28 protein-coding genes are annotated in these 19508 nt (G+C 34.5%); 25 read left to right on the forward strand and 3 right to left on the reverse strand.

The features are described 5' to 3' along the window. The 3 genes from AAFP94_RS07010 to AAFP94_RS07020 form a co-directional block, all read right to left on the reverse strand. The coding region (locus tag AAFP94_RS07010; RefSeq protein WP_316661826.1) for a SusD/RagB family nutrient-binding outer membrane lipoprotein at window positions 1–573 on the reverse strand (573 nt) is incomplete at its 3' end. Window positions 574–585: 12 nt separating this feature from the next. Beyond that, window positions 586–3891, reverse strand: a complete 3306-nt coding sequence (locus AAFP94_RS07015) for a SusC/RagA family TonB-linked outer membrane protein (RefSeq protein ID WP_316661828.1) — start codon at window positions 3889–3891, stop codon at window positions 586–588. A gap of 118 nt (window positions 3892–4009) precedes the next feature. Next, window positions 4010–5635, reverse strand: coding sequence for a POTRA domain-containing protein (locus AAFP94_RS07020; protein WP_316661829.1), 1626 nt, complete (start codon window positions 5633–5635; stop codon window positions 4010–4012). 246 nt (window positions 5636–5881) lie between these two features. Between AAFP94_RS07020 and rpsL the strand changes: the two genes are divergently transcribed. The 25 genes from rpsL (at window position 5882) to secY (ending at window position 19506) form a co-directional block, all read left to right on the forward strand. After that, on the forward strand, window positions 5882–6256 hold the full coding sequence (rpsL, locus tag AAFP94_RS07025; protein ID WP_057783973.1) for a 30S ribosomal protein S12: 375 nt from the start codon (window positions 5882–5884) through the stop codon (window positions 6254–6256). A gap of 21 nt (window positions 6257–6277) precedes the next feature. Beyond that, complete coding sequence (gene rpsG, locus AAFP94_RS07030) at window positions 6278–6754, forward strand: 30S ribosomal protein S7 (protein ID WP_316661830.1); 477 nt, start codon at window positions 6278–6280, stop codon at window positions 6752–6754. A 6-nt stretch (window positions 6755–6760) separates the two neighbouring features. Beyond that, on the forward strand, window positions 6761–8887 hold the full coding sequence (gene fusA / locus AAFP94_RS07035) for an elongation factor G (RefSeq protein WP_316661831.1): 2127 nt from the start codon (window positions 6761–6763) through the stop codon (window positions 8885–8887). A 12-nt stretch (window positions 8888–8899) separates the two neighbouring features. Further along, a complete protein-coding gene (gene rpsJ, locus AAFP94_RS07040) occupies window positions 8900–9205 on the forward strand; it encodes a 30S ribosomal protein S10 (RefSeq protein WP_007650482.1) in 306 nt (101 codons plus the stop codon). 120 nt (window positions 9206–9325) lie between these two features. Next, window positions 9326–9943: a 50S ribosomal protein L3 gene (gene rplC / locus AAFP94_RS07045; RefSeq protein ID WP_316661832.1), complete on the forward strand. Its 618-nt coding sequence runs from the start codon at window positions 9326–9328 to the stop codon at window positions 9941–9943. Then, window positions 9943–10572: a 50S ribosomal protein L4 gene (gene rplD / locus AAFP94_RS07050; protein WP_316661833.1), complete on the forward strand. Its 630-nt coding sequence runs from the start codon at window positions 9943–9945 to the stop codon at window positions 10570–10572. Before rplC ends, rplD begins: the two co-directional genes overlap by 1 nt. 6 nt (window positions 10573–10578) lie before the next feature. Then, window positions 10579–10869: a 50S ribosomal protein L23 gene (gene rplW, locus AAFP94_RS07055; protein WP_316661834.1), complete on the forward strand. Its 291-nt coding sequence runs from the start codon at window positions 10579–10581 to the stop codon at window positions 10867–10869. A gap of 9 nt (window positions 10870–10878) precedes the next feature. After that, complete coding sequence (gene rplB, locus AAFP94_RS07060; RefSeq protein WP_316661835.1) at window positions 10879–11706, forward strand: 50S ribosomal protein L2; 828 nt, start codon at window positions 10879–10881, stop codon at window positions 11704–11706. A gap of 7 nt (window positions 11707–11713) precedes the next feature. Then, window positions 11714–11992 carry a 30S ribosomal protein S19 gene (gene rpsS, locus AAFP94_RS07065; RefSeq protein WP_104735690.1) on the forward strand — a complete coding sequence of 93 codons (279 nt, stop codon included), beginning with the start codon at window positions 11714–11716 and terminating at the stop codon, window positions 11990–11992. 6 nt (window positions 11993–11998) lie between these two features. Continuing rightward, window positions 11999–12406, forward strand: coding sequence for a 50S ribosomal protein L22 (gene rplV / locus AAFP94_RS07070; RefSeq protein WP_316661836.1), 408 nt, complete (start codon window positions 11999–12001; stop codon window positions 12404–12406). Window positions 12407–12414: 8 nt separating this feature from the next. Next, window positions 12415–13134 carry a 30S ribosomal protein S3 gene (gene rpsC / locus AAFP94_RS07075; protein ID WP_316661837.1) on the forward strand — a complete coding sequence of 240 codons (720 nt, stop codon included), beginning with the start codon at window positions 12415–12417 and terminating at the stop codon, window positions 13132–13134. Between the two features lie 20 nt (window positions 13135–13154). Continuing rightward, complete coding sequence (gene rplP, locus AAFP94_RS07080) at window positions 13155–13574, forward strand: 50S ribosomal protein L16 (RefSeq protein WP_316661838.1); 420 nt, start codon at window positions 13155–13157, stop codon at window positions 13572–13574. Window positions 13575–13587: 13 nt separating this feature from the next. Further along, complete coding sequence (gene rpmC, locus AAFP94_RS07085) at window positions 13588–13779, forward strand: 50S ribosomal protein L29 (protein ID WP_316661839.1); 192 nt, start codon at window positions 13588–13590, stop codon at window positions 13777–13779. 12 nt (window positions 13780–13791) lie between these two features. Continuing rightward, window positions 13792–14049, forward strand: a complete 258-nt coding sequence (rpsQ, locus tag AAFP94_RS07090; RefSeq protein ID WP_316661840.1) for a 30S ribosomal protein S17 — start codon at window positions 13792–13794, stop codon at window positions 14047–14049. A gap of 2 nt (window positions 14050–14051) precedes the next feature. After that, a complete protein-coding gene (gene rplN / locus AAFP94_RS07095; protein WP_316661841.1) occupies window positions 14052–14420 on the forward strand; it encodes a 50S ribosomal protein L14 in 369 nt (122 codons plus the stop codon). A gap of 13 nt (window positions 14421–14433) precedes the next feature. Further along, window positions 14434–14745 carry a 50S ribosomal protein L24 gene (rplX, locus tag AAFP94_RS07100; protein ID WP_316661842.1) on the forward strand — a complete coding sequence of 104 codons (312 nt, stop codon included), beginning with the start codon at window positions 14434–14436 and terminating at the stop codon, window positions 14743–14745. Window positions 14746–14747: 2 nt separating this feature from the next. After that, a complete protein-coding gene (rplE, locus tag AAFP94_RS07105; RefSeq protein ID WP_316661843.1) occupies window positions 14748–15299 on the forward strand; it encodes a 50S ribosomal protein L5 in 552 nt (183 codons plus the stop codon). Window positions 15300–15302: 3 nt separating this feature from the next. Then, window positions 15303–15572: a 30S ribosomal protein S14 gene (gene rpsN, locus AAFP94_RS07110; protein WP_316661844.1), complete on the forward strand. Its 270-nt coding sequence runs from the start codon at window positions 15303–15305 to the stop codon at window positions 15570–15572. A gap of 63 nt (window positions 15573–15635) precedes the next feature. Continuing rightward, a complete protein-coding gene (rpsH, locus tag AAFP94_RS07115; protein ID WP_316661846.1) occupies window positions 15636–16034 on the forward strand; it encodes a 30S ribosomal protein S8 in 399 nt (132 codons plus the stop codon). Window positions 16035–16054: 20 nt separating this feature from the next. Further along, on the forward strand, window positions 16055–16597 hold the full coding sequence (gene rplF, locus AAFP94_RS07120; RefSeq protein WP_316661847.1) for a 50S ribosomal protein L6: 543 nt from the start codon (window positions 16055–16057) through the stop codon (window positions 16595–16597). 10 nt (window positions 16598–16607) lie between these two features. Then, the gene (rplR, locus tag AAFP94_RS07125; protein WP_316661848.1) at window positions 16608–16964 is read left to right on the forward strand and encodes a 50S ribosomal protein L18; all 357 of its coding nucleotides are present in this window, start codon (window positions 16608–16610) and stop codon (window positions 16962–16964) included. A 6-nt stretch (window positions 16965–16970) separates the two neighbouring features. Next, window positions 16971–17495: a 30S ribosomal protein S5 gene (gene rpsE / locus AAFP94_RS07130; RefSeq protein WP_316661849.1), complete on the forward strand. Its 525-nt coding sequence runs from the start codon at window positions 16971–16973 to the stop codon at window positions 17493–17495. Between the two features lie 12 nt (window positions 17496–17507). Further along, a complete protein-coding gene (rpmD, locus tag AAFP94_RS07135; protein WP_316661850.1) occupies window positions 17508–17690 on the forward strand; it encodes a 50S ribosomal protein L30 in 183 nt (60 codons plus the stop codon). A gap of 12 nt (window positions 17691–17702) precedes the next feature. After that, a complete protein-coding gene (gene rplO / locus AAFP94_RS07140) occupies window positions 17703–18155 on the forward strand; it encodes a 50S ribosomal protein L15 (protein WP_316661851.1) in 453 nt (150 codons plus the stop codon). A 13-nt stretch (window positions 18156–18168) separates the two neighbouring features. Then, complete coding sequence (gene secY, locus AAFP94_RS07145; protein WP_316661852.1) at window positions 18169–19506, forward strand: preprotein translocase subunit SecY; 1338 nt, start codon at window positions 18169–18171, stop codon at window positions 19504–19506. The last annotated feature ends 2 nt before the right edge of the window (window positions 19507–19508 follow it).

A 19508-nucleotide genomic window follows, 5' to 3' on the forward strand; every position in this document is an offset into this window, starting at 1 on the left:
AGGATCTTGAGTAGCAACAAATCCAGGAGCGCTAGTGTTTATAGAAGCTATAGCAGCGTCTAATTTAGTAAACAGGTCTAGATATATGGTTTCAGCATCGTCATATTTTGGACTTGGATTATTTGGGTTTAATGCATCTGTATAAGGCACATCACCAAAAATTTCAACCAAGTGTGCATAGGCTGCAACTTCTAAAATAGTGATACAGGCAACTTTATTATCTGCATTAGCTTCAGCATTAGCTATAACGATCTCTTTAGATCCTTTTAAATCCTGTAATACATCTTTGTACATTTCTCTCCAAATGTTTCTACCATGATTTCTGGTAACTTGAGTGTACTGGCTCTCTTCTGGGTATGTTGTTTGTGCCCAGTATTGCGCATACATTCTTAATGGATTGAAGTTTACACTCGCAGAGTTTTGCTGATCAAAGAATTGTCTCATACCTTCTGTAAACAAACCAGCAGAAGGTACTGATGACGGGCTTTTTGTATCGATGTTCAAGCTTTCATCAACCTCGCACGATACGAGAACGGTGAAAGCACTGACGATTGTTAAAATTATTTTTTTCATATTCAATATTTATTAAAATTCTAAATTTAGATTTAAACCAACGGTTCTAGCAGTAGGATAAGATCCTGAAATATATCCTTGAGCATTTCCAGCACCTAATCCAGATTCTGGATCAGCATAAGGAACACTCTTATCAATGATCCATAAATTTCGACCTATTAATGATAAGGATAATGCAGAAATATTATCACCTAGTAACTTACTTGGGAAACTATACGTAAATGCTAATTCACGAAGTTTTACATAACCTGCATCATAAACTGTCATTGCAGCTGGGTTTCCAGTTGAATTACCCCAGTAGTAATAACCACCAAAATAATCTGCTCTACCTCTTACAGTATTAGGTGTTCCGTCAGCTTGTACACCTTCACGGATAAGACCACCACTATCTGCACCTGCAGTTACAGGGTCTCTAACAGGATTTCCTAAATCATTAAGACCAGCTGTATGCTTTAATACACCAGTTCCTTGACCATAGTGCATATCTAAAGAATAAACATCTCCACCTTTTTGAACATCAATTAAGAAACTTAATGTCATGTTCTTGTAAGTAAATCTATTTGTAATACCACCATTCCAATCTGGGTTTGCATTACCAATTACTTGATCGGCTTGTGCCTGATACCAACGGCCATCTGGTCTAACTACTCTATTATCTTTTCTTCTTTCTGAAGGATCAGTAACACCATTACCATTGGTATCAAAGAAAACATAACCAGTACCTCTAATAGTTCCATAAGGCTCACCTTTAGTAGCATTAATGGTAATACCACCTTGATAAGAACCTAATACTATATTTTCAGTATCTGCATATAAATCAACCACTAAACTTTCGTTTTTAGCCCAGTTTACATCAACACCCCATTCGAAGTCTTCTGTTCTAACAGGTACCAAATTAACACCAACTTCCCAACCTTTATTTTGGACTTCACCAGCATTAACCCATCTGAATATTGCACCAGTTGCAGCTGTTGTAGTAACCGCCATTAATTGGTCTGTTGTATTTTTCTTATACCAAGACACATCAAAACCAACTCTGTTGTTAAACATACGAGCTTCTAATCCAACCTCAATTTCTGCAGTTCTTTCTGGTTTTAACTCTGAATTGTTTTTTGTATTTGGAAATGAGAACAATGAAGCCGCTCCAAATGCATCATTAACGATAAACGTATCATAAACATTATTAGCTGGTAAGTCATTACCTACTTCAGCATAGCCTCCTCTTAATTTACCAAAATTTAACCAATCTAAATCCATCAGACTTGAAAAGATTAAACTTGCACTTGCTCCATAATAATTATAATCATTTTTACCAGGAGGTAATGCCGAAGAAATATCATATCTATCAGTTAAATCTAAATATAAAAAGTTTTTATATCCAAAAGATGCTTGAGCATATACTCCATTAACTTGCTTTTTTTGTAAATTCTCTACTGGAAATGGATTAGCATTTACAGAATTGGCCAAAAAGTATAAATCTGGAACTTTTAAACCACCAGAAGTAGAATTCTTAAATAAAGAATACGTTTCTCTACGAATATTCACACCTGCAACACCACTTAATGTTAAATCTTCTGTTATGTTAGTATTGAAATTCAACATGAAATCGTAATTATAGTCTGTAGATTGGATGTCATATCTTGTATATCCAGAAGGCTCAGAGTTTGTTAATTCCAATATACCAAAACCGTTAGATACAGAACCTACTGCTCTTCTTTCTTCTCTAAGTTCTGTATATGTATCAACTGAAGCTCTAACTGTAGCGTCTAACCAATTGGTTAGAGAATAGGTCATATAGACATTTCCGAAAAAACGATTTCTTCTATCAGAGTTGTAGTTTTTATAACGTGTCCAATAAGGGTTATCCCAGTATAATCCATCGGCTTGAGATCCACCAACACTTCCTTGTCCGTTCCAAGTCCAGTTTTCACCAGTTTGGAAGAATATGGCTCTTTGATCTAGAACGTCTACATTGGTATTCCACCACTGTCTCATTTGTGACATTAAGTTATCACTATAACCAGTGGAGTTACGACCTTTGGCACGTTGAGCTATGAAATTAGCGTTAGAACCTACTTTAAATTTATCTGAAACCTGTAATGTTCCATTGAAATTAATTGTGTTTCTGTTCAATTTAGAGTTAGGTAAGATACCTGTAGATTCTAAATTTGTAAAACCTAATCTATAGGTTGCAGTTTCTGAACCACCACTAATAGCAATAGAGTTATTTAAATCGTAAGAAGTTTCAAAGAACTCTACTGGCGTATTTTTAGCAGCTACATAAGGTGTAGCAGTTAAATAATTTGGATGCGCAGGTACAAAAGCGTCCCATTGATATACCAATAAATTTGGATCAAATTCAGCTCCATAAGAAGCATCATCATATTGAGGCACAGCCAAATCGTCAATACCATCACCATTCACATCGATATCTTCAAAATAACCGGTTGATCCATAATATGCACCATAACCAACTCCATATTCATCTTGGTACTCAGCAAAAGTTTCTTTGTCAATATTACCAATTTGTATACCAGATGTAACAGTTACTTTAGCGCCTTGTCCTTTTTTACCTTTTTTAGTTGTAACAATTACAACACCATTTGCGGCCTGTGATCCATATAATGCCGATGCAGCAGCGCCTTTAAGTATGTTTATAGATTCTACATCATCAGGATTAATATCCGATGCGGCGTTACCATAATCATAACCAGTACTACCAGCTGCTTGATTAGCACTATTGTTAACTCTATTGGAAATTGGTACACCATCTACAACAAATAATGGTTGGTTGTTTCCGGTTAAAGAACTTGCACCTCTAATTAAGAAGTTTGCAGAACCACCAAAGTTGTTGTTCCCTTTAATTTGAACACCACTTACCTTACCAGAAAGTGAGTTTACAACATTTGTTTGTCTAACAGTAGAAACTTCTTCACCACCAACTTCTTGAGATGAATATCCAAGAGATTTCTTTTCTCTTGAAATACCTAATGCTGTAACAACAACTTCATCAAGTAAAGCAGCATCTTCTTCCATAGTTACACTAATAGAATTTGACGCTCCAACAGTAACCTCTTGAGTTTTTTGACCGATGTAACTAAAAACTAAAACATCGCCAGTGCTGGCTGTTATAGCATAATTTCCATCAAAATCTGTTTGAGTTCCATTGGTTGTCCCCTTAACAATGATATTTACTCCAGGAAGGGGTAAGCCAGAATTATCTGACACAGTTCCTGAAATAGTTTTTTCTTGTGCAAATGTTAGTTGCACAACAAACGCTAGTAATAGCGTTAGAATTCCACTAAACTTTGTTTTCATTTTATATTAATTTGAATTAGTCAAGGCCAAAAATCTTAATAAATTCTTAATAAAACAATAATTAAAGGTTAAAATTTCAATTTTTTTAGAAAATTTGTACCGTTGGATGCTAATATCACTAAAAATCAGCTATTAAGCTTATATGAATTTTGGAGTTTGAGAACTTAAATTTTTGATTTTCTATTTTGCCATTGGCATAGTTGAATTTAAGAAGACCAGCTTTGTTGATAATCCCAAAACCCAATCCAAATGAGTAGAGTTTTTCTTTTTGTAAGGCAATTTCATTTTCAAAATAGGCAAAATCCAAAATTGAATGGATGTATAAATTTCTCGCGAATTGAATTCTGTATTCTGAATTTATTAAACCATATAATGATGCAACCAAACTATTTTCTTCAAACCCTCTAATAGAGTTGATTCCTCCAAACCGTAATAACTCATTTTCTACATAGTTGTCAGAAAAGAGCGCGCCACTATTTATTCTAAAATATATGCTGTTTGTATGATTCAGTTTAAAAATTTTAAACCCATCTAGACTTGTTAGGTTTTGTTTTTCTGAAACTCCTTCAATCTTTCTTTGTCCAAATCCAGTTTCAAAGTAAAAAGACGACGTGTATGGGAATAGAATATTATCTGATAATGAACTTGTATGTTGATATCCTATTGAATAGTATTTAGAATCATAATCAGTAATTAAACCAGCAGTATTTTGAGATAATAAATCATTAGATTGCGTAGAGGTAAATCCTAAATAGATTGTATTTTTTGGATTTACTTGATAAAAAGTACGGGCTTTTTGATTAACCGTTGTAAATGAGGAATCTTTCTTGAAAATTCGTAATTCCAATTCAGCACCTAAAGGCGATCCAAACAAATATGGTGTTTTCAAATTTGCATTGAACGACTTTTGCTCACTTGCATCGCTTTTGTAGGTAAGATTAAAAGTCTCTCCATAATTTAAATTATTAATTAAAGACAAATTTAAATAACCATCAAACTTAAGCTTACCATTGTCTTCGTTGGTTCCAAAACCTAGAAACCCATCAAAGGAATTACTTTTTCTTTTCTCTATATATAAATACAGAGAAGTTGAGTCTTCAGTAAACAAAACTTCTGGTGGTTTAATTTCGTTAGCAAACTTCAAATCATTTAGTAAACTTGTCTTCTTCTTTATAGTGTTTAAATCAAAAACTTGAGAGGGTTTTATTTTTACGAAATGCTTTAAATAAGATTTTGGAAATTTTTCATATCCCTTGATAATAATTTGATCAATATTTCTTTTGGTTCTTTCAGACTCTATGATCAGTTTGGCTTGAAGGCTGGAAGAATCTTTAGCTTTAATATCAATGAGCTTAAGTTTTGCGAAAGGGAATCCATCTTCTGCAATTTTAGAATTTAGATAGTTTAAAGATTCTTCAGTTTTATCAATTGGTAATATAAAATGATCTTTATGAATCTGGTATGAAATCGAATTAATTAAATCTTTATTCAAAACTGTATCGTTGTAATATATATATATGGTATCAATTTTCTTTTTTAAATAAATCAAAGCGAAAAATGTGCTGTCATTAAATTTGGTGACATTTTCCAACTTGTTTTCTATAAAACCTATGTTGAATAATCTTTTTCTTAAGGAATCAATTTCAGTTTCTATACTAGAATAATCAAGATGGTAATTAGAATAATTTAGGGAGTCAATTAATTTGGTTTCGACATCACTCTTTCCTTCAATCAGCAACTGCAAATTTTGGCAAGATAAATCCTGAAAAAAAAGTATATATATAATAAGGAGTAAACTACCTGTTTTTTGCACGCTTCAATAGACTTTAATAATGCGTAAATCTAACGGAAAAACAACACTAATAATATATAGAGAAAATTATTTTTCAAATAAAGAATAAAATTAATCTTCTACTATTTGAAAAATACAATTTAATTTCTACCTTTGCAGCCCTCTTAACAGAGGTAATTAAAAATATATAGTAAATATATGCCAACAATTTCACAATTAGTACGAAAAGGAAGAGCCAAAATAACCAAGAAGAGTAAATCGGCTGCTTTAGACTCGTGTCCTCAAAGGCGTGGAGTTTGTACTCGTGTTTATACTACAACACCAAAGAAACCTAATTCAGCAATGCGTAAAGTTGCAAGGGTAAGGTTAACCAATGGTAATGAGGTAAATGCATACATTCCAGGTGAAGGTCACAATCTACAAGAGCACTCGATAGTATTGGTTAGAGGTGGAAGGGTAAAAGATTTGCCAGGTGTTAGATATCATATCGTTCGTGGAGCTTTAGACACAGCAGGTGTTGCAGGCAGAACACAACGTAGATCTAAGTACGGTGCAAAACGCCCTAAAAAGTAATTAAACTTTTATTGATTAGAGATGAGAAAAAGACAAGCAAAGAAAAGACCACTTTTACCAGATCCACGTTTTAACGATCAGTTAGTAACACGTTTTGTTAATATGATGATGTGGGACGGTAAAAAATCTGTGGCTTTTAAAGTTTTCTATGATGCTATTGACATTGTAGATGCAAAAAAAACAGACGAAGAAAAAACAGCTTTAGAAATTTGGAAAGATGCTTTATCAAATGTGATGCCTCACGTTGAAGTACGTAGCCGTCGTGTTGGAGGAGCAACATTTCAAATTCCAATGCAAATTCGTCCAGACCGTAAAGTTTCTACGGCAATGAAATGGCTTATTAGTTATTCAAGAAAAAGAAACGAAAAATCTATGGCTCAAAAGCTTGCTGCTGAAGTTTTAGCCGCAGCTAAAGAAGAAGGAGCTGCTGTTAAAAAGAGAGTTGATACTCACAAAATGGCAGAAGCAAACAAAGCATTCTCACACTTTAGATTTTAATTAGTAATGGCAAGAGATTTAAGATATACAAGAAATATAGGTATTGCTGCTCACATTGATGCTGGTAAAACAACAACAACAGAGCGTATTCTTTATTATACAGGAGTTTCTCACAAGATAGGCGAAGTACACGATGGTGCTGCAACTATGGACTGGATGGAACAAGAGCAAGAAAGGGGTATTACAATTACATCGGCCGCTACAACCTGTACTTGGGTTTTTCCAAAAGAAAATGCGATGCCAACTGAAGATGCAAAAGATTATCACTTTAATATAATTGATACTCCAGGCCACGTTGATTTTACTGTAGAGGTAAACCGTTCATTACGTGTATTGGATGGTTTGGTGTTTTTGTTTAGTGCAGTTGATGGTGTTGAGCCACAATCTGAAACTAACTGGAGATTGGCAGACAATTATAAAGTTCCCCGTATGGGATTTGTTAACAAGATGGATCGTCAAGGATCTAACTTTTTAGCAGTATGTCAGCAGGTAAAAGATATGTTAGGTTCTAATGCCGTGCCTATTGTATTGCCAATTGGAGATGAAATAGATTTTAAAGGAATCGTAGATTTAGTTAAAAACAGAGCAATTGTTTGGCACGATGAAACTCAAGGCGCAACTTTTGATGTTATTGAGATTCCGGAAGAATTAAAAGCAGAAGCACGTAAATACAGAGCAAACCTTATTGAAGAGGTAGCTACTTACGATGAGAATCTTCTTGAAAAATTTATGGAAGATGAAGATTCTATTACTGAAGATGAAGTTCATGCTGCGTTAAGAGCTGCTGTTATGGATATGTCTATCATTCCAATGATTTGTGGTTCAGCATTCAAGAATAAAGGGGTTCAGTTTTTATTAGACGCTGTATGTCGTTATTTACCTTCACCTGTAGATAAAGATGCAATTGTAGGTACTAATCCTGAAACCGAAAAAGAAGAAAAAAGAAAACCATCAGTAAATGAACCTTTCTCTGCTTTAGCTTTTAAAATTGCAACAGACCCTTTCGTAGGTCGTTTAGCATTCTTTAGAGCATATTCAGGTCGTTTAGATGCGGGTTCTTATATATTGAATAACCGTTCTGGTAAAAAAGAACGTATTTCAAGAATTTATCAAATGCATTCTAATAAACAAAATGCTATCGATTTTATTGAAGCAGGAGATATTGGAGCGGCTGTTGGATTTAAAGATATTAAGACTGGAGATACCATGTCTGATGAGAAACATCCAATTGTTTTAGAATCAATGAATTTCCCTGATCCAGTAATTGGTATCGCGGTTGAACCTAAAACTAAAGCAGATGTGGATAAACTAGGTATGGCTTTGGCAAAATTAGCTGAAGAAGATCCAACATTTACAGTTAGAACTGACGAAGCTTCAGGACAGACTATTATTTCTGGAATGGGTGAACTTCATTTAGATATTATTGTTGATCGTTTAAGACGTGAATTTAAAGTAGAAGTCAATCAAGGTCAACCTCAAGTTGAATACAAAGAGGCTATTACAAGACCTGCAGATCACAGAGAAGTTTACAAAAAGCAATCTGGTGGACGTGGTAAATTTGCAGATATTGTATTTACTCTCGAACCTGCTGAAGAAGGAAAAACTGGACTTGAATTTATTTCAGAAATTAAAGGTGGTAATGTTCCAAAAGAATTTATCCCTTCTATTGAAAAAGGATTTAAGATGGCGATGATTAATGGACCATTGGCAGGTTATGAAGTTGATGCCATGAAAGTAACATTAAAGGATGGTTCTTATCACGATGTAGATTCTGATCAATTATCATTTGAATTGGCGGCAAAATTGGGGTTTAAAGCTGCTGCAAAAGCTGCAAAAGCTGTGATCATGGAGCCAATTATGAAATTAGAAGTGCTTACTCCTGAAGAAAACATGGGAGATATTGTAGGAGACCTTAACCGTCGTCGTGGTCAAGTTAATGACATGAGCGACAGAGCAGGATCTAAAGTTGTTAAGGCACATGTGCCGTTATCAGAAATGTTTGGCTATGTAACTTCGTTACGTACGCTTTCATCTGGTCGAGCAACATCAACTATGGAATTTTCACACTATGCTGAAACACCTTCAAATATAGCAGAAGAAGTTATTAAAGCAGCTAAAGGAGTAGAAGCTTAAATCTAAAAGAAAATGAGTCAAAAAATTAGAATAAAATTAAAATCTTACGATCACAATTTAGTAGACAAATCTGCTGATAAGATTGTAAAAACAGTGAAAAGCACTGGTGCTGTTGTAACTGGACCAATTCCTTTACCAACTCACAAGAAAATTTTCACAGTGTTACGTTCACCGCACGTAAATAAAAAATCTAGAGAACAATTTCAATTAAGCTCTTATAAAAGGCTGCTTGATATTTATAGTTCTTCATCTAAAACAATTGATGCTTTAATGAAGCTTGAATTACCGAGTGGAGTAGAAGTTGAGATTAAGGTGTAAGTAAGACACGAACATGTCCTCAACGATGGTTGTGGAAAAACGGAAAAAATACAATTCAGGGTTGAAACGTATTTTGACCCTGAAGTTTTTTAAATAAGTAACAATTAATAAATAATAATTATGTCTGGGTTAATAGGAAAAAAAATCGGTATGACCAGCATTTTTGATGACAAAGGGAAGAATATTCCATGTACTGTTATTGAAGCTGGACCATGTATCGTTACCCAAGTCAGAACCGAAGAATTAGATGGCTATGAAGCCATTCAATTAGGTTTCGATGACGCGACAGAAAAAAGTGCTACAAAAGCAGACCTAGGTCATGCAAAAAAGGCAGGTACTTCTGTTAAGCGAAGAATCGCGGAATTTAAAGGTTTTGAGGAGGAGTACAAATTAGGTGATGCTATAACAGTTGAGCATTTTGTAGAAGGTGAATTTGTTGATGTTTCAGGAACATCAAAAGGTAAAGGGTTTCAAGGTGTAGTAAAACGTCACGGCTTTGCCGGTGTTGGTCAAGCAACTCACGGTCAGCATAATCGTTTAAGAGCACCTGGTTCTATTGGAGCCGGTTCAGACCCATCACGTGTATTTAAAGGTATGCGCATGGCTGGTCGTATGGGTGGCGAGAAAATAAAAGTTCAAAATTTAAGAGTTTTGAAAGTAGTTCCAGAAAAGAACTTACTTGTGGTTAAAGGATGCGTTCCTGGTCACAAAAATTCTTATGTAATTATTAGAAAGTAATGAAAGTAGCAGTTTTAGATATAAATGGAAAAGACACAGGTAGGAAAGCAGAGCTTTCTAAAGATGTGTTTGCTATAGAGCCTAATAACCATGCAGTTTATTTGGATGTTAAACAATATTTAGCAAACCAAAGACAAGGTACTCATAAGGCTAAAGAGCGTGCTGAAATTACAGGTAGTACTCGCAAGATTAAAAAACAAAAAGGTACTGGTACAGCAAGAGCAGGAAGTATCAAATCTGGTGTTTTTAAAGGTGGAGGCCGAATATTTGGTCCAAGACCAAGAAATTATGGCTTTAAGCTTAATAAAAATGTAAAGCGTTTAGCTCGTAAATCTGCCTTATCTATTAAAGCTAATGAAAAGGCAATTACAGTTTTAGAAGACTTCAATTTTGATGCTCCTAAAACCAAAAATTTCACAGCAGTTTTAAAAGCTTTAGACCTAGAGAACAAAAAATCTTTGTTTGTGTTGGGAGGCTCAAATAATAATGTATATTTGTCGTCGCGCAATTTGAAAAGCTCTAAAGTTATAACTAATTCAGAATTAAGCACTTATAAAATAATGAATGCTAATCAAGTTATACTTTTAGAGAGTTCATTAGAAGAAATTGAAACGAATTTAAGTAAATAAGAAAACATGAGTATCTTAATTAAACCTATAATCACAGAAAAAGCGACAGCAGATAGCGAGTTAAGGAACTGCTATACTTTTGCTGTGAATACAAAGGCGAACAAGGTAGAAATCAAAAAAGCAGTAGAAGCTGCTTATGGTGTTTCTGTTGAAAAAGTTCGTACTATAAATGTCCGTCCAGATCGTAGTACTAAGTTTACAAAAACTGGTATTCAACATGGTAAAACAAATGCCGTTAAAAAAGCAATTGTACAACTGGCGGAAGGTGAAATGATTGATTTATATGCTAATATGTAATTAGAAAAAATGTCAGTAAGAAAATTAAAACCAATCACACCAGGACAGCGATTTAGAGTAGTAAACGGATTTGACGCCATTACTACTGATAAGCCGGAGAAAAGTTTATTAGCTCCGAAAAAAAGGTCTGGTGGTAGAAACAGTCAAGGAAAAATGACCATGCGCTACAAAGGTGGAGGTCATAAGAAAAAGTATCGTATTATTGATTTTAAACGCAACAAACCTGGGATTCCAGCTGAAGTAAAGTCGATAGAATATGATCCAAACAGAACCGCTTTTATTGCCTTGTTGAATTATCAAGATGGCGAAAAAAGATACATCATTGCTCAAAACGGTTTGCAAGTAGGTCAAACAGTTGTTTCTGGAGATACTAATGTGGCTCCTGAAATTGGGAATGCAATGCCTTTAAGTCAAATTCCTTTAGGAACTATTATTTCTTGTGTTGAATTAAGACCAGGACAAGGAGCAATTATGGCTAGAAGTGCTGGTGCATTTGCACAATTAATGGCGAGAGACGGGAAATTTGCAACAATAAAATTACCTTCAGGTGAAACTAGATTGATTCTTTCAACTTGTTTGGCAACTATAGGAGTTGTTTCAAATTCGGACCATCAATTATTGGTTTCTGGTAAAGCAGGAAGAACAAGATGGTTAGGTAGAAGACCTCGTACAAGACCAGTAGTAATGAACCCAGTAGATCATCCAATGGGTGGTGGTGAAGGTAAGTCTTCAGGAGGACATCCACGTTCTAGAAATGGTATACCTGCAAAAGGTTATAGAACCCGTTCTAAAACAAATGCGAGTAATAAATATATTGTAGAACGTAGAAAGAAATAATTAAGTCATGTCAAGATCATTAAAAAAAGGACCTTACGTTCATTATAAATTAGAAAGAAAAGTTGCTGCCAATGTTGAAGCAAATAAAAAGACAGTTATTAAAACTTGGTCGAGAGCTTCAATGATTACACCAGATTTTGTTGGTCAAACTATTGCAGTGCATAACGGTCGTCAATTTGTTCCTGTTTATGTTACGGAAAATATGGTTGGCCATAAGTTAGGAGAATTTTCACCAACAAGATCTTTCAGGGGTCATGCTGGTGCCAAAAATAAAGGTAAAAAGTAGTAAGCTATGGGAAGTCGTAAAAAACAAATGGCAGACGCTATTAAGGAAGAAAAAAAGCATATTGCTTTTGCAAAACTTAATAACTGTCCTACATCACCAAGAAAAATGCGTTTAGTAGCCGATTTAGTTAGAGGTGAAAAAGTAGAGAAAGCACTTAATATACTAAAGTTCAACAATAAAGAAGCATCTGGACGTTTAGAAAAGTTGTTATTGTCAGCTATCGCTAACTGGCAGTCAAAAAATGAAGATGCAGATGTTGAATCAGCTGAATTATTTGTAAAAGAGATTAGGGTTGATGGAGGATCTATGTTAAAAAGATTACGTCCAGCACCTCAAGGTCGCGCACACAGAATAAGAAAACGCTCAAATCATGTAACGTTGGTGGTTGGAGCTAATAATAACACACAAGCTTAAATAGAGATATGGGACAAAAGACAAATCCAATCGGAAATCGTTTAGGAATTATCAGAGGATGGGAGTCTAACTGGTACGGAGGAAATGATTATGGTGATAAACTTGCCGAAGACGATAAGATTAGAAAGTACGTTCATGTACGTCTATCAAAAGCTAGTGTATCAAGGGTAATTATTGAGCGTACACTTAAACTTGTAACCGTTACTATCACAACGGCTCGCCCAGGTATCATTATTGGTAAAGGCGGTCAAGAGGTAGACAAGTTAAAAGAAGAGCTTAAAAAAATTACCGGAAAGGAAGTTCAGATTAACATCTTTGAAATAAAAAGACCTGAACTTGACGCATTTTTAGTAGCATCAAGTATTGCCCGTCAAATAGAAAATCGTATTTCTTACAGACGCGCAATCAAAATGGCAATTGCTGCAACAATGAGAATGAACGCTGAAGGAATAAAAGTTCAAATTAGTGGACGTTTAAACGGTGCTGAAATGGCACGTAATGAGCATTATAAAGAAGGACGTATTCCTTTATCAACTTTTAGAGCCGATATTGACTATGCTTTGGTTGAAGCACATACTACTTATGGTAGATTAGGTGTGAAAGTATGGATCATGAAAGGTGAAGTATATGGTAAAAGAGAACTTTCTCCGCTTGTAGGATTATCTAAAAAGCAAGGAAAAGGTGGACGTGGAGGAAACAGAGATAACAAATCTCGTCGTAGAAAGTAATTTTTTAAAGTAAAGAAAAAATGTTACAGCCAAAAAGAACAAAATTTCGTAAAATGCAAAAGGGCCGCATGAAAGGCAATGCTGGAAGAGGCAATCAACTTTCGAGCGGAACTTTTGGGATAAAGTCACTAGACTCAAATTTTTTAACATCACGTCAAATTGAAGCAGCACGTATTGCAGCCACACGTTATATGAAAAGAGAAGGACAGCTTTGGATTAAAATATTTCCAGATAAGCCAATTACAAAGAAACCTCTTGAGGTACGTATGGGTAAAGGAAAAGGAGCTGTTGAATATTGGGTTGCTGTTGTAAAACCAGGAAGAGTACTTTTTGAAGTAGGAGGAGTTACATTAGAAACTGCTAAAGAAGCATTACGTCTTGCTGCTCAAAAATTACCTGTTAAAACAAAGTTTGTTATCGCTAGAGATTACGAAGCATAATTTATTTGATATTATGAAACAATCAGAAATTAAAGAATTATCTACAGCCGAATTACAGGAAAAACTTGGTGAGACAAGAAAGAGTTATACAGACTTAAAAATGGCTCATGCAATATCGCCTTTAGAAAACCCAATTCAGTTACGAAGTATAAGACGTACTGTAGCAAGAATTGCAACTGAATTAACTAAAAGAGAATTACAATAATTCTGCTGAAAGATGGAAACAAGAAATTTAAGAAAAGAACGTATAGGAATAGTTACTAGCAATAAAATGCAAAAGTCTATTGTTGTTGCCGAAGTTAAAAAGGTAAAACACCCTATGTATGGAAAGTTCGTGTTAAAAACAAAAAAATATGTTGCACACGACGAAACAAACGACTGTAACGAAGGAGATACTGTAAGGATCATGGAAACAAGACCTTTAAGTAAATCTAAGTGTTGGAGATTAGTTGAAATAATCGAAAGAGCGAAATAATTATGGTACAGACTGAATCAAGATTAAAAGTAGCCGATAATACTGGAGCAAAAGAGGTATTAACAATACGTGTTCTAGGTGGTACAAAAAGAAGATATGCTTCTGTAGGAGATAAAATTGTTGTAACTGTAAAAGATGCAACACCAAACGGAACCATTAAAAAAGGTTCTGTATCTACAGCAGTTGTAGTTCGTACTGTAAAAGAAGTAAGAAGACCAGACGGATCTTATATAAGATTTGACGATAATGCTTGTGTCCTTTTAAACCCAACAGGTGAAATGAGAGGAACACGTGTATTTGGTCCTGTTGCTAGAGAACTTCGTGACAAACAATTCATGAAAATTGTATCATTGGCACCCGAAGTGCTTTAATGAAATTAAAAAGATGACAAAGCTTAAAATTAAATCTGGAGATACGGTAAAAGTAATTGCTGGAGACCATAAAGGTTCTGAAGGTAAAGTACTCCTAGTAATAAAAGATAAGAACAAAGCGATCATTGAGGGTATAAATATGGTTAAGAAACATATTAAACCAAGTGCACAAAACCCACAAGGAGGTATCGTAGAGAAAGAAGCAGCTATTCATATTTCAAACCTGTCGTTGTTAACTTCTAAAGGTGACGCAACAAGAGTTGGATATAGAATGGAAGGCGATAAGAAAGTAAGATTTTCAGTAAAATCTAATGAAGTAATATAGTTATGGCATATTCACCTAGACTTAAAGAAGAATTTAAAAGCAGAGTAGTTGCTGCTCTTACCGAAGAGTTCGGTTATAAGAATGTAATGCAAGTACCTAAACTTCAAAAGATAGTTATATCTAAAGGAGTTGGAGCAGCTGTTGCAGATAAAAAGTTAATTGACTACGCAGTAGAAGAATTAACTACAATATCTGGGCAAAAAGCTATTGCTACTATTTCTAAAAAAGACGTTGCATCCTTCAAATTACGTAAAGGAATGCCAATAGGCGCAAAAGTAACTCTACGAGGTCAGAGAATGTATGAGTTTTTAGATCGTTTAATTACTTCTGCCTTACCACGTGTAAGAGATTTTAACGGAATTAGAGCAACAGGTTTTGACGGAAGAGGTAATTACAATTTAGGAATTACAGAACAAATCATCTTCCCAGAGATAAACATTGATAAAGTAAACAAAATCTCTGGAATGGATATCACATTTGTAACAACTGCAAATACTGATAAAGAAGCAAAATCATTATTAACAGAATTAGGATTACCTTTTCAAAAGAATTAAGATATGGCTAAAGAATCAATGAAAGCCCGTGAGGTAAAAAGAGCAAAAACAGTAGCAAAATATGCTGAAAAACGTAAAGCTTTAAAAGAAGCTGGAGACTATGAGGCATTACAAAAGTTACCGAAAAATGCTTCTCCAGTTCGTATGCACAACAGATGTAAATTAACTGGAAGACCAAAAGGTTATATTAGAAATTTCGGTATTTCGCGTGTATTATTCAGAGAAATGGCCAATAAAGGTTTAATCCCTGGAGTAAAAAAAGCAAGCTGGTAAAATTATAAATTGGTTTCAGGTTCGGTATTAAAAATCGAAAACCAAAACCGCAAATTAATATATATGAATACAGATCCAATATCAGATTATCTAACAAGAATTAGAAATGCAGTACTTGCAAACCACAGAGTGGTTGAGATTCCTGCGTCTAATCTTAAAAAGGATATCACAAAAATATTATTCGATCAAGGATATATTTTAAGTTACAAATTTGAAGATTCTTCAGTACAGGGCATTATCAAGATAGCACTTAAGTACAATAAAGAAACCAAAGAATCTGTAATTAAAAAGATTGAGCGAATTAGTAAACCTGGTTTACGTAAATATTCAAGTTCAAAAGAATTACCTAGAGTTCTTAATGGTCTTGGTATAGCAATCGTTTCAACTTCTCATGGAGTAATGACTGTTAAACAAGCTCAAAGAGAAAATGTAGGTGGAGAAGTTTTATGTTACGTCTACTAATTTTTTAAAAGGAAAGAGAAATGTCAAGAATAGGTAATAATCCAGTAGTAATTCCAGAAGGCGTTACAGTAGAAATTAACGACGGTTTAGTTACAGTAAAAGGAAAATTAGGTGAATTAACTCAAAACTTCGATTCTGTTGAAATTAAAGTTGAAGATGGTAATGTTTTAGTAACACGCTCTTCGGACACTAAAGATCAAAAAGCAAAACACGGTCTTTACAGATCACTTATGGACAATATGATTGCAGGTGTATCTAAAGGATGGACTAAAGAACTTGAGTTGGTTGGTGTAGGTTACAGAGCGTCCAATCAAGGACAAAAATTAGATTTAGCTTTAGGGTTTTCACATAATATAGTTATGGATTTAGCTCCAGAAGTTAAAGTAGAAACTGTTTCTGAAAAAGGTAAAAACCCAATCATTAAGTTAACATCTCACGACAAACAATTAGTTGGACAAGTAGCTGCTAAAATTCGTGGTTTTAGAAAACCAGAACCTTACAAAGGCAAAGGTATTAAGTTTGTTGGAGAGCAAATAAGAAGAAAAGCAGGTAAATCAGCTTAATAAGTAAGTTATGGCATTAACAAAATATCAAAGAAGAATAAGAATTAAAAACAGAATACGTAAGGTTGTTTCTGGTTCAGAATCAAGACCAAGATTATCTGTTTTTAGAAGTAATAAAGAGATTTATGCTCAAATTGTTGATGATGTTACTGGTAAAACTATCAGTGCTGCATCTTCAAGAGATAAAGATATTAGTTCGGCAAAAGGCACAAAAACAGAAATAGCTACTTTAGTAGGTAAATCTGTTGCCGAAAAAGCTTTAAAAGCTGGTGTAGAAACTATTGCCTTTGATAGAGGAGGTTACCTATATCATGGTAGAGTAAAATCATTAGCTGAAGGAGCAAGAGAAGCAGGACTTAAATTTTAAGAAATTATGTATCAGAAATACAAAAGTGCAGAATTAGTAAAGCCAGGTGGATTAGAACTTAAAGATCGTTTAGTTGGCGTACAAAGAGTTACCAAAGTAACTAAAGGTGGTAGAGCATTTGGGTTTTCAGCAATTGTAGTAGTTGGTGATGAAGCAGGTGTAGTTGGTCACGGTTTAGGGAAGTCTAAAGACGTTGCCAGTGCAATTGCAAAGGCTGTTGAAGATGCTAAAAAGAATTTAGTTCGTATTCCCATTGTGAAAAAAACATTACCTCATGAGCAAAAAGGGAAATATGGTGGAGCAAGAGTAAATATTATTCCTGCTGCACCTGGTACAGGAGTTATTGCTGGTGGAGCTGTAAGAACAGTTCTTGAAGCAGTTGGTGTACATGATGTTTTATCAAAATCTCAAGGTTCTTCAAACCCTCATAATGTGGTAAAAGCAACATTTGACGCTTTACTTCAATTAAGAGATGCGAGAACTATTGCAAGAGATAGAGGTGTTTCACTTGAAAAGGTTTTTAACGGTTAATTATTTAAGAAGATGGCAAAGATTAAAGTAACAAAGGTTAAAAGCGCAATCAATCGTACGCAAAGACAAAAAAGGACTTTAGAAGCTCTTGGTCTTAAAAGAATTGGTCAAGTAGTAGAGCATGATGCTACTCCTAATATTTTAGGAATGGTTAATAAAGTTTCACATTTAGTTTCTGTTGAAGAAACAAAATAATAATACTGAAAAATGGATTTAAGTAATTTAAAACCTGCAGAAGGTTCAGTTAAAAGTCAAGGCAAAAGAATAGGACGCGGACAAGGCTCTGGTAAAGGTGGTACCGCAACGCGTGGACATAAGGGAGCAAAATCTCGTTCAGGATATTCTAAAAAGATAGGATTTGAAGGTGGGCAAATGCCACTTCAAAGACGTGTGCCTAAATTTGGCTTTACAAACATTAACCGTAAAGAGTACCAAGGAATTAATTTAGATACTTTGCAACAATTGGTTGATGACAAGAAAATAAAAGATGTATTAGACATAGATACAATAATTTCTTTGAGATTGGCTGGTAAGAATGATCTGGTTAAGATATTAGGAAGAGGAGAATTAAAATCAAAGTTAAAAGTATCAGCACATAAATTTACTGCTTCTGCAAAAGCTGCAATTGAAGCTGCTGGTGGTGAAGTAGTATCTTTATAAGACCAGAATTAGTATGAAATTTATAGAGACTTTAAAGAATGTTTGGAAAATAGAAGAGTTAAGAAACAGAATAGTTCTTACTCTTGGTTTACTCTTGGTTTATCGTTTTGGTGCACAGATTGTTTTACCTGGTATAGATGCTGAACAACTAGGTGGTTTGGCAGACAGCACCGATTCTGGTATACTTGGATTACTAAATGCATTTACAGGTGGAGCATTTGCTAATGCATCGGTATTTGCATTGGGTATCATGCCATACATTTCAGCCTCTATTGTGGTTCAGTTAATGGGAATTGCCATTCCTTATTTACAGAAACTACAAAAAGAAGGTGCTAGCGGACAAAAGAAAATTAATCAAATTACACGTTGGTTAACAATTGCCATTTGTTTAGTACAAGCACCAGGTTATTTAGCAAGTTTACCAGCTTTAGGAATACCACAAAGTGCATTTTTATTGGGACATGGAGGTTTATTCTATTTCTCGTCCGTAATTATACTTGTTACTGGTTGTATTTTTGCAATGTGGTTAGGTGAAAAAATTACTGATAAAGGAATTGGTAATGGAATCTCATTATTAATTATGGTTGGTATTATAGCAACTATGCCACAAGCATTCTTACAAAACGCAGCGTCAAGATTGGAAGGAAACAATGTAATGTTAATTCTTTTTGAAATTGTTATCTGGTTTGTCATTATACTAGCTTCAGTTATGTTGGTTATGGCTGTAAGAAAAATTGCTGTCCAATATGCAAGACGTACTGCTTCTGGTGGTTACGAAAAAAATGTTTTTGGGTCTAGACAATATATTCCACTTAAGTTAAATGCTTCAGGTGTTATGCCAATCATTTTTGCACAAGCCATTATGTTTGTGCCTAGCTTAATAGGAAAATCATTGTCCTCAAGTGATGCAGGACAATGGATGCAAACTCAATTTTCAGATATTTTTGGGTTTTGGTATAATTTAGTTTTTGCTTTATTGATAATTGTTTTCACATATTTCTATACAGCAATTACAGTACCTACCAATAAGATGGCTGATGATTTAAAAAGAAGTGGAGGTTTTATTCCTGGAATTCGTCCTGGTTCTGAAACATCTGAATATCTAGATAAAATTATGTCACAAATTACATTCCCTGGATCAATCTTTTTGGCTTTAGTGGCTGTGTTCCCTGCTGTTATTGTTAAACTAATGGACGTGCAATCTGGATGGGCATTATTTTTTGGAGGAACTTCACTATTAATTATGGTTGGAGTTGCAATAGATACTATGCAACAAGTAAATTCTTATTTGTTAAATAGACACTATGACGGCTTGATGAAAACTGGTAAAAATAGAAAGGCTTCGGCTTAATA

Source organism: Gilvirhabdus luticola (assembly GCF_040117515.1).
Taxonomy (GTDB): domain Bacteria; phylum Bacteroidota; class Bacteroidia; order Flavobacteriales; family Flavobacteriaceae; genus Gilvirhabdus; species Gilvirhabdus luticola.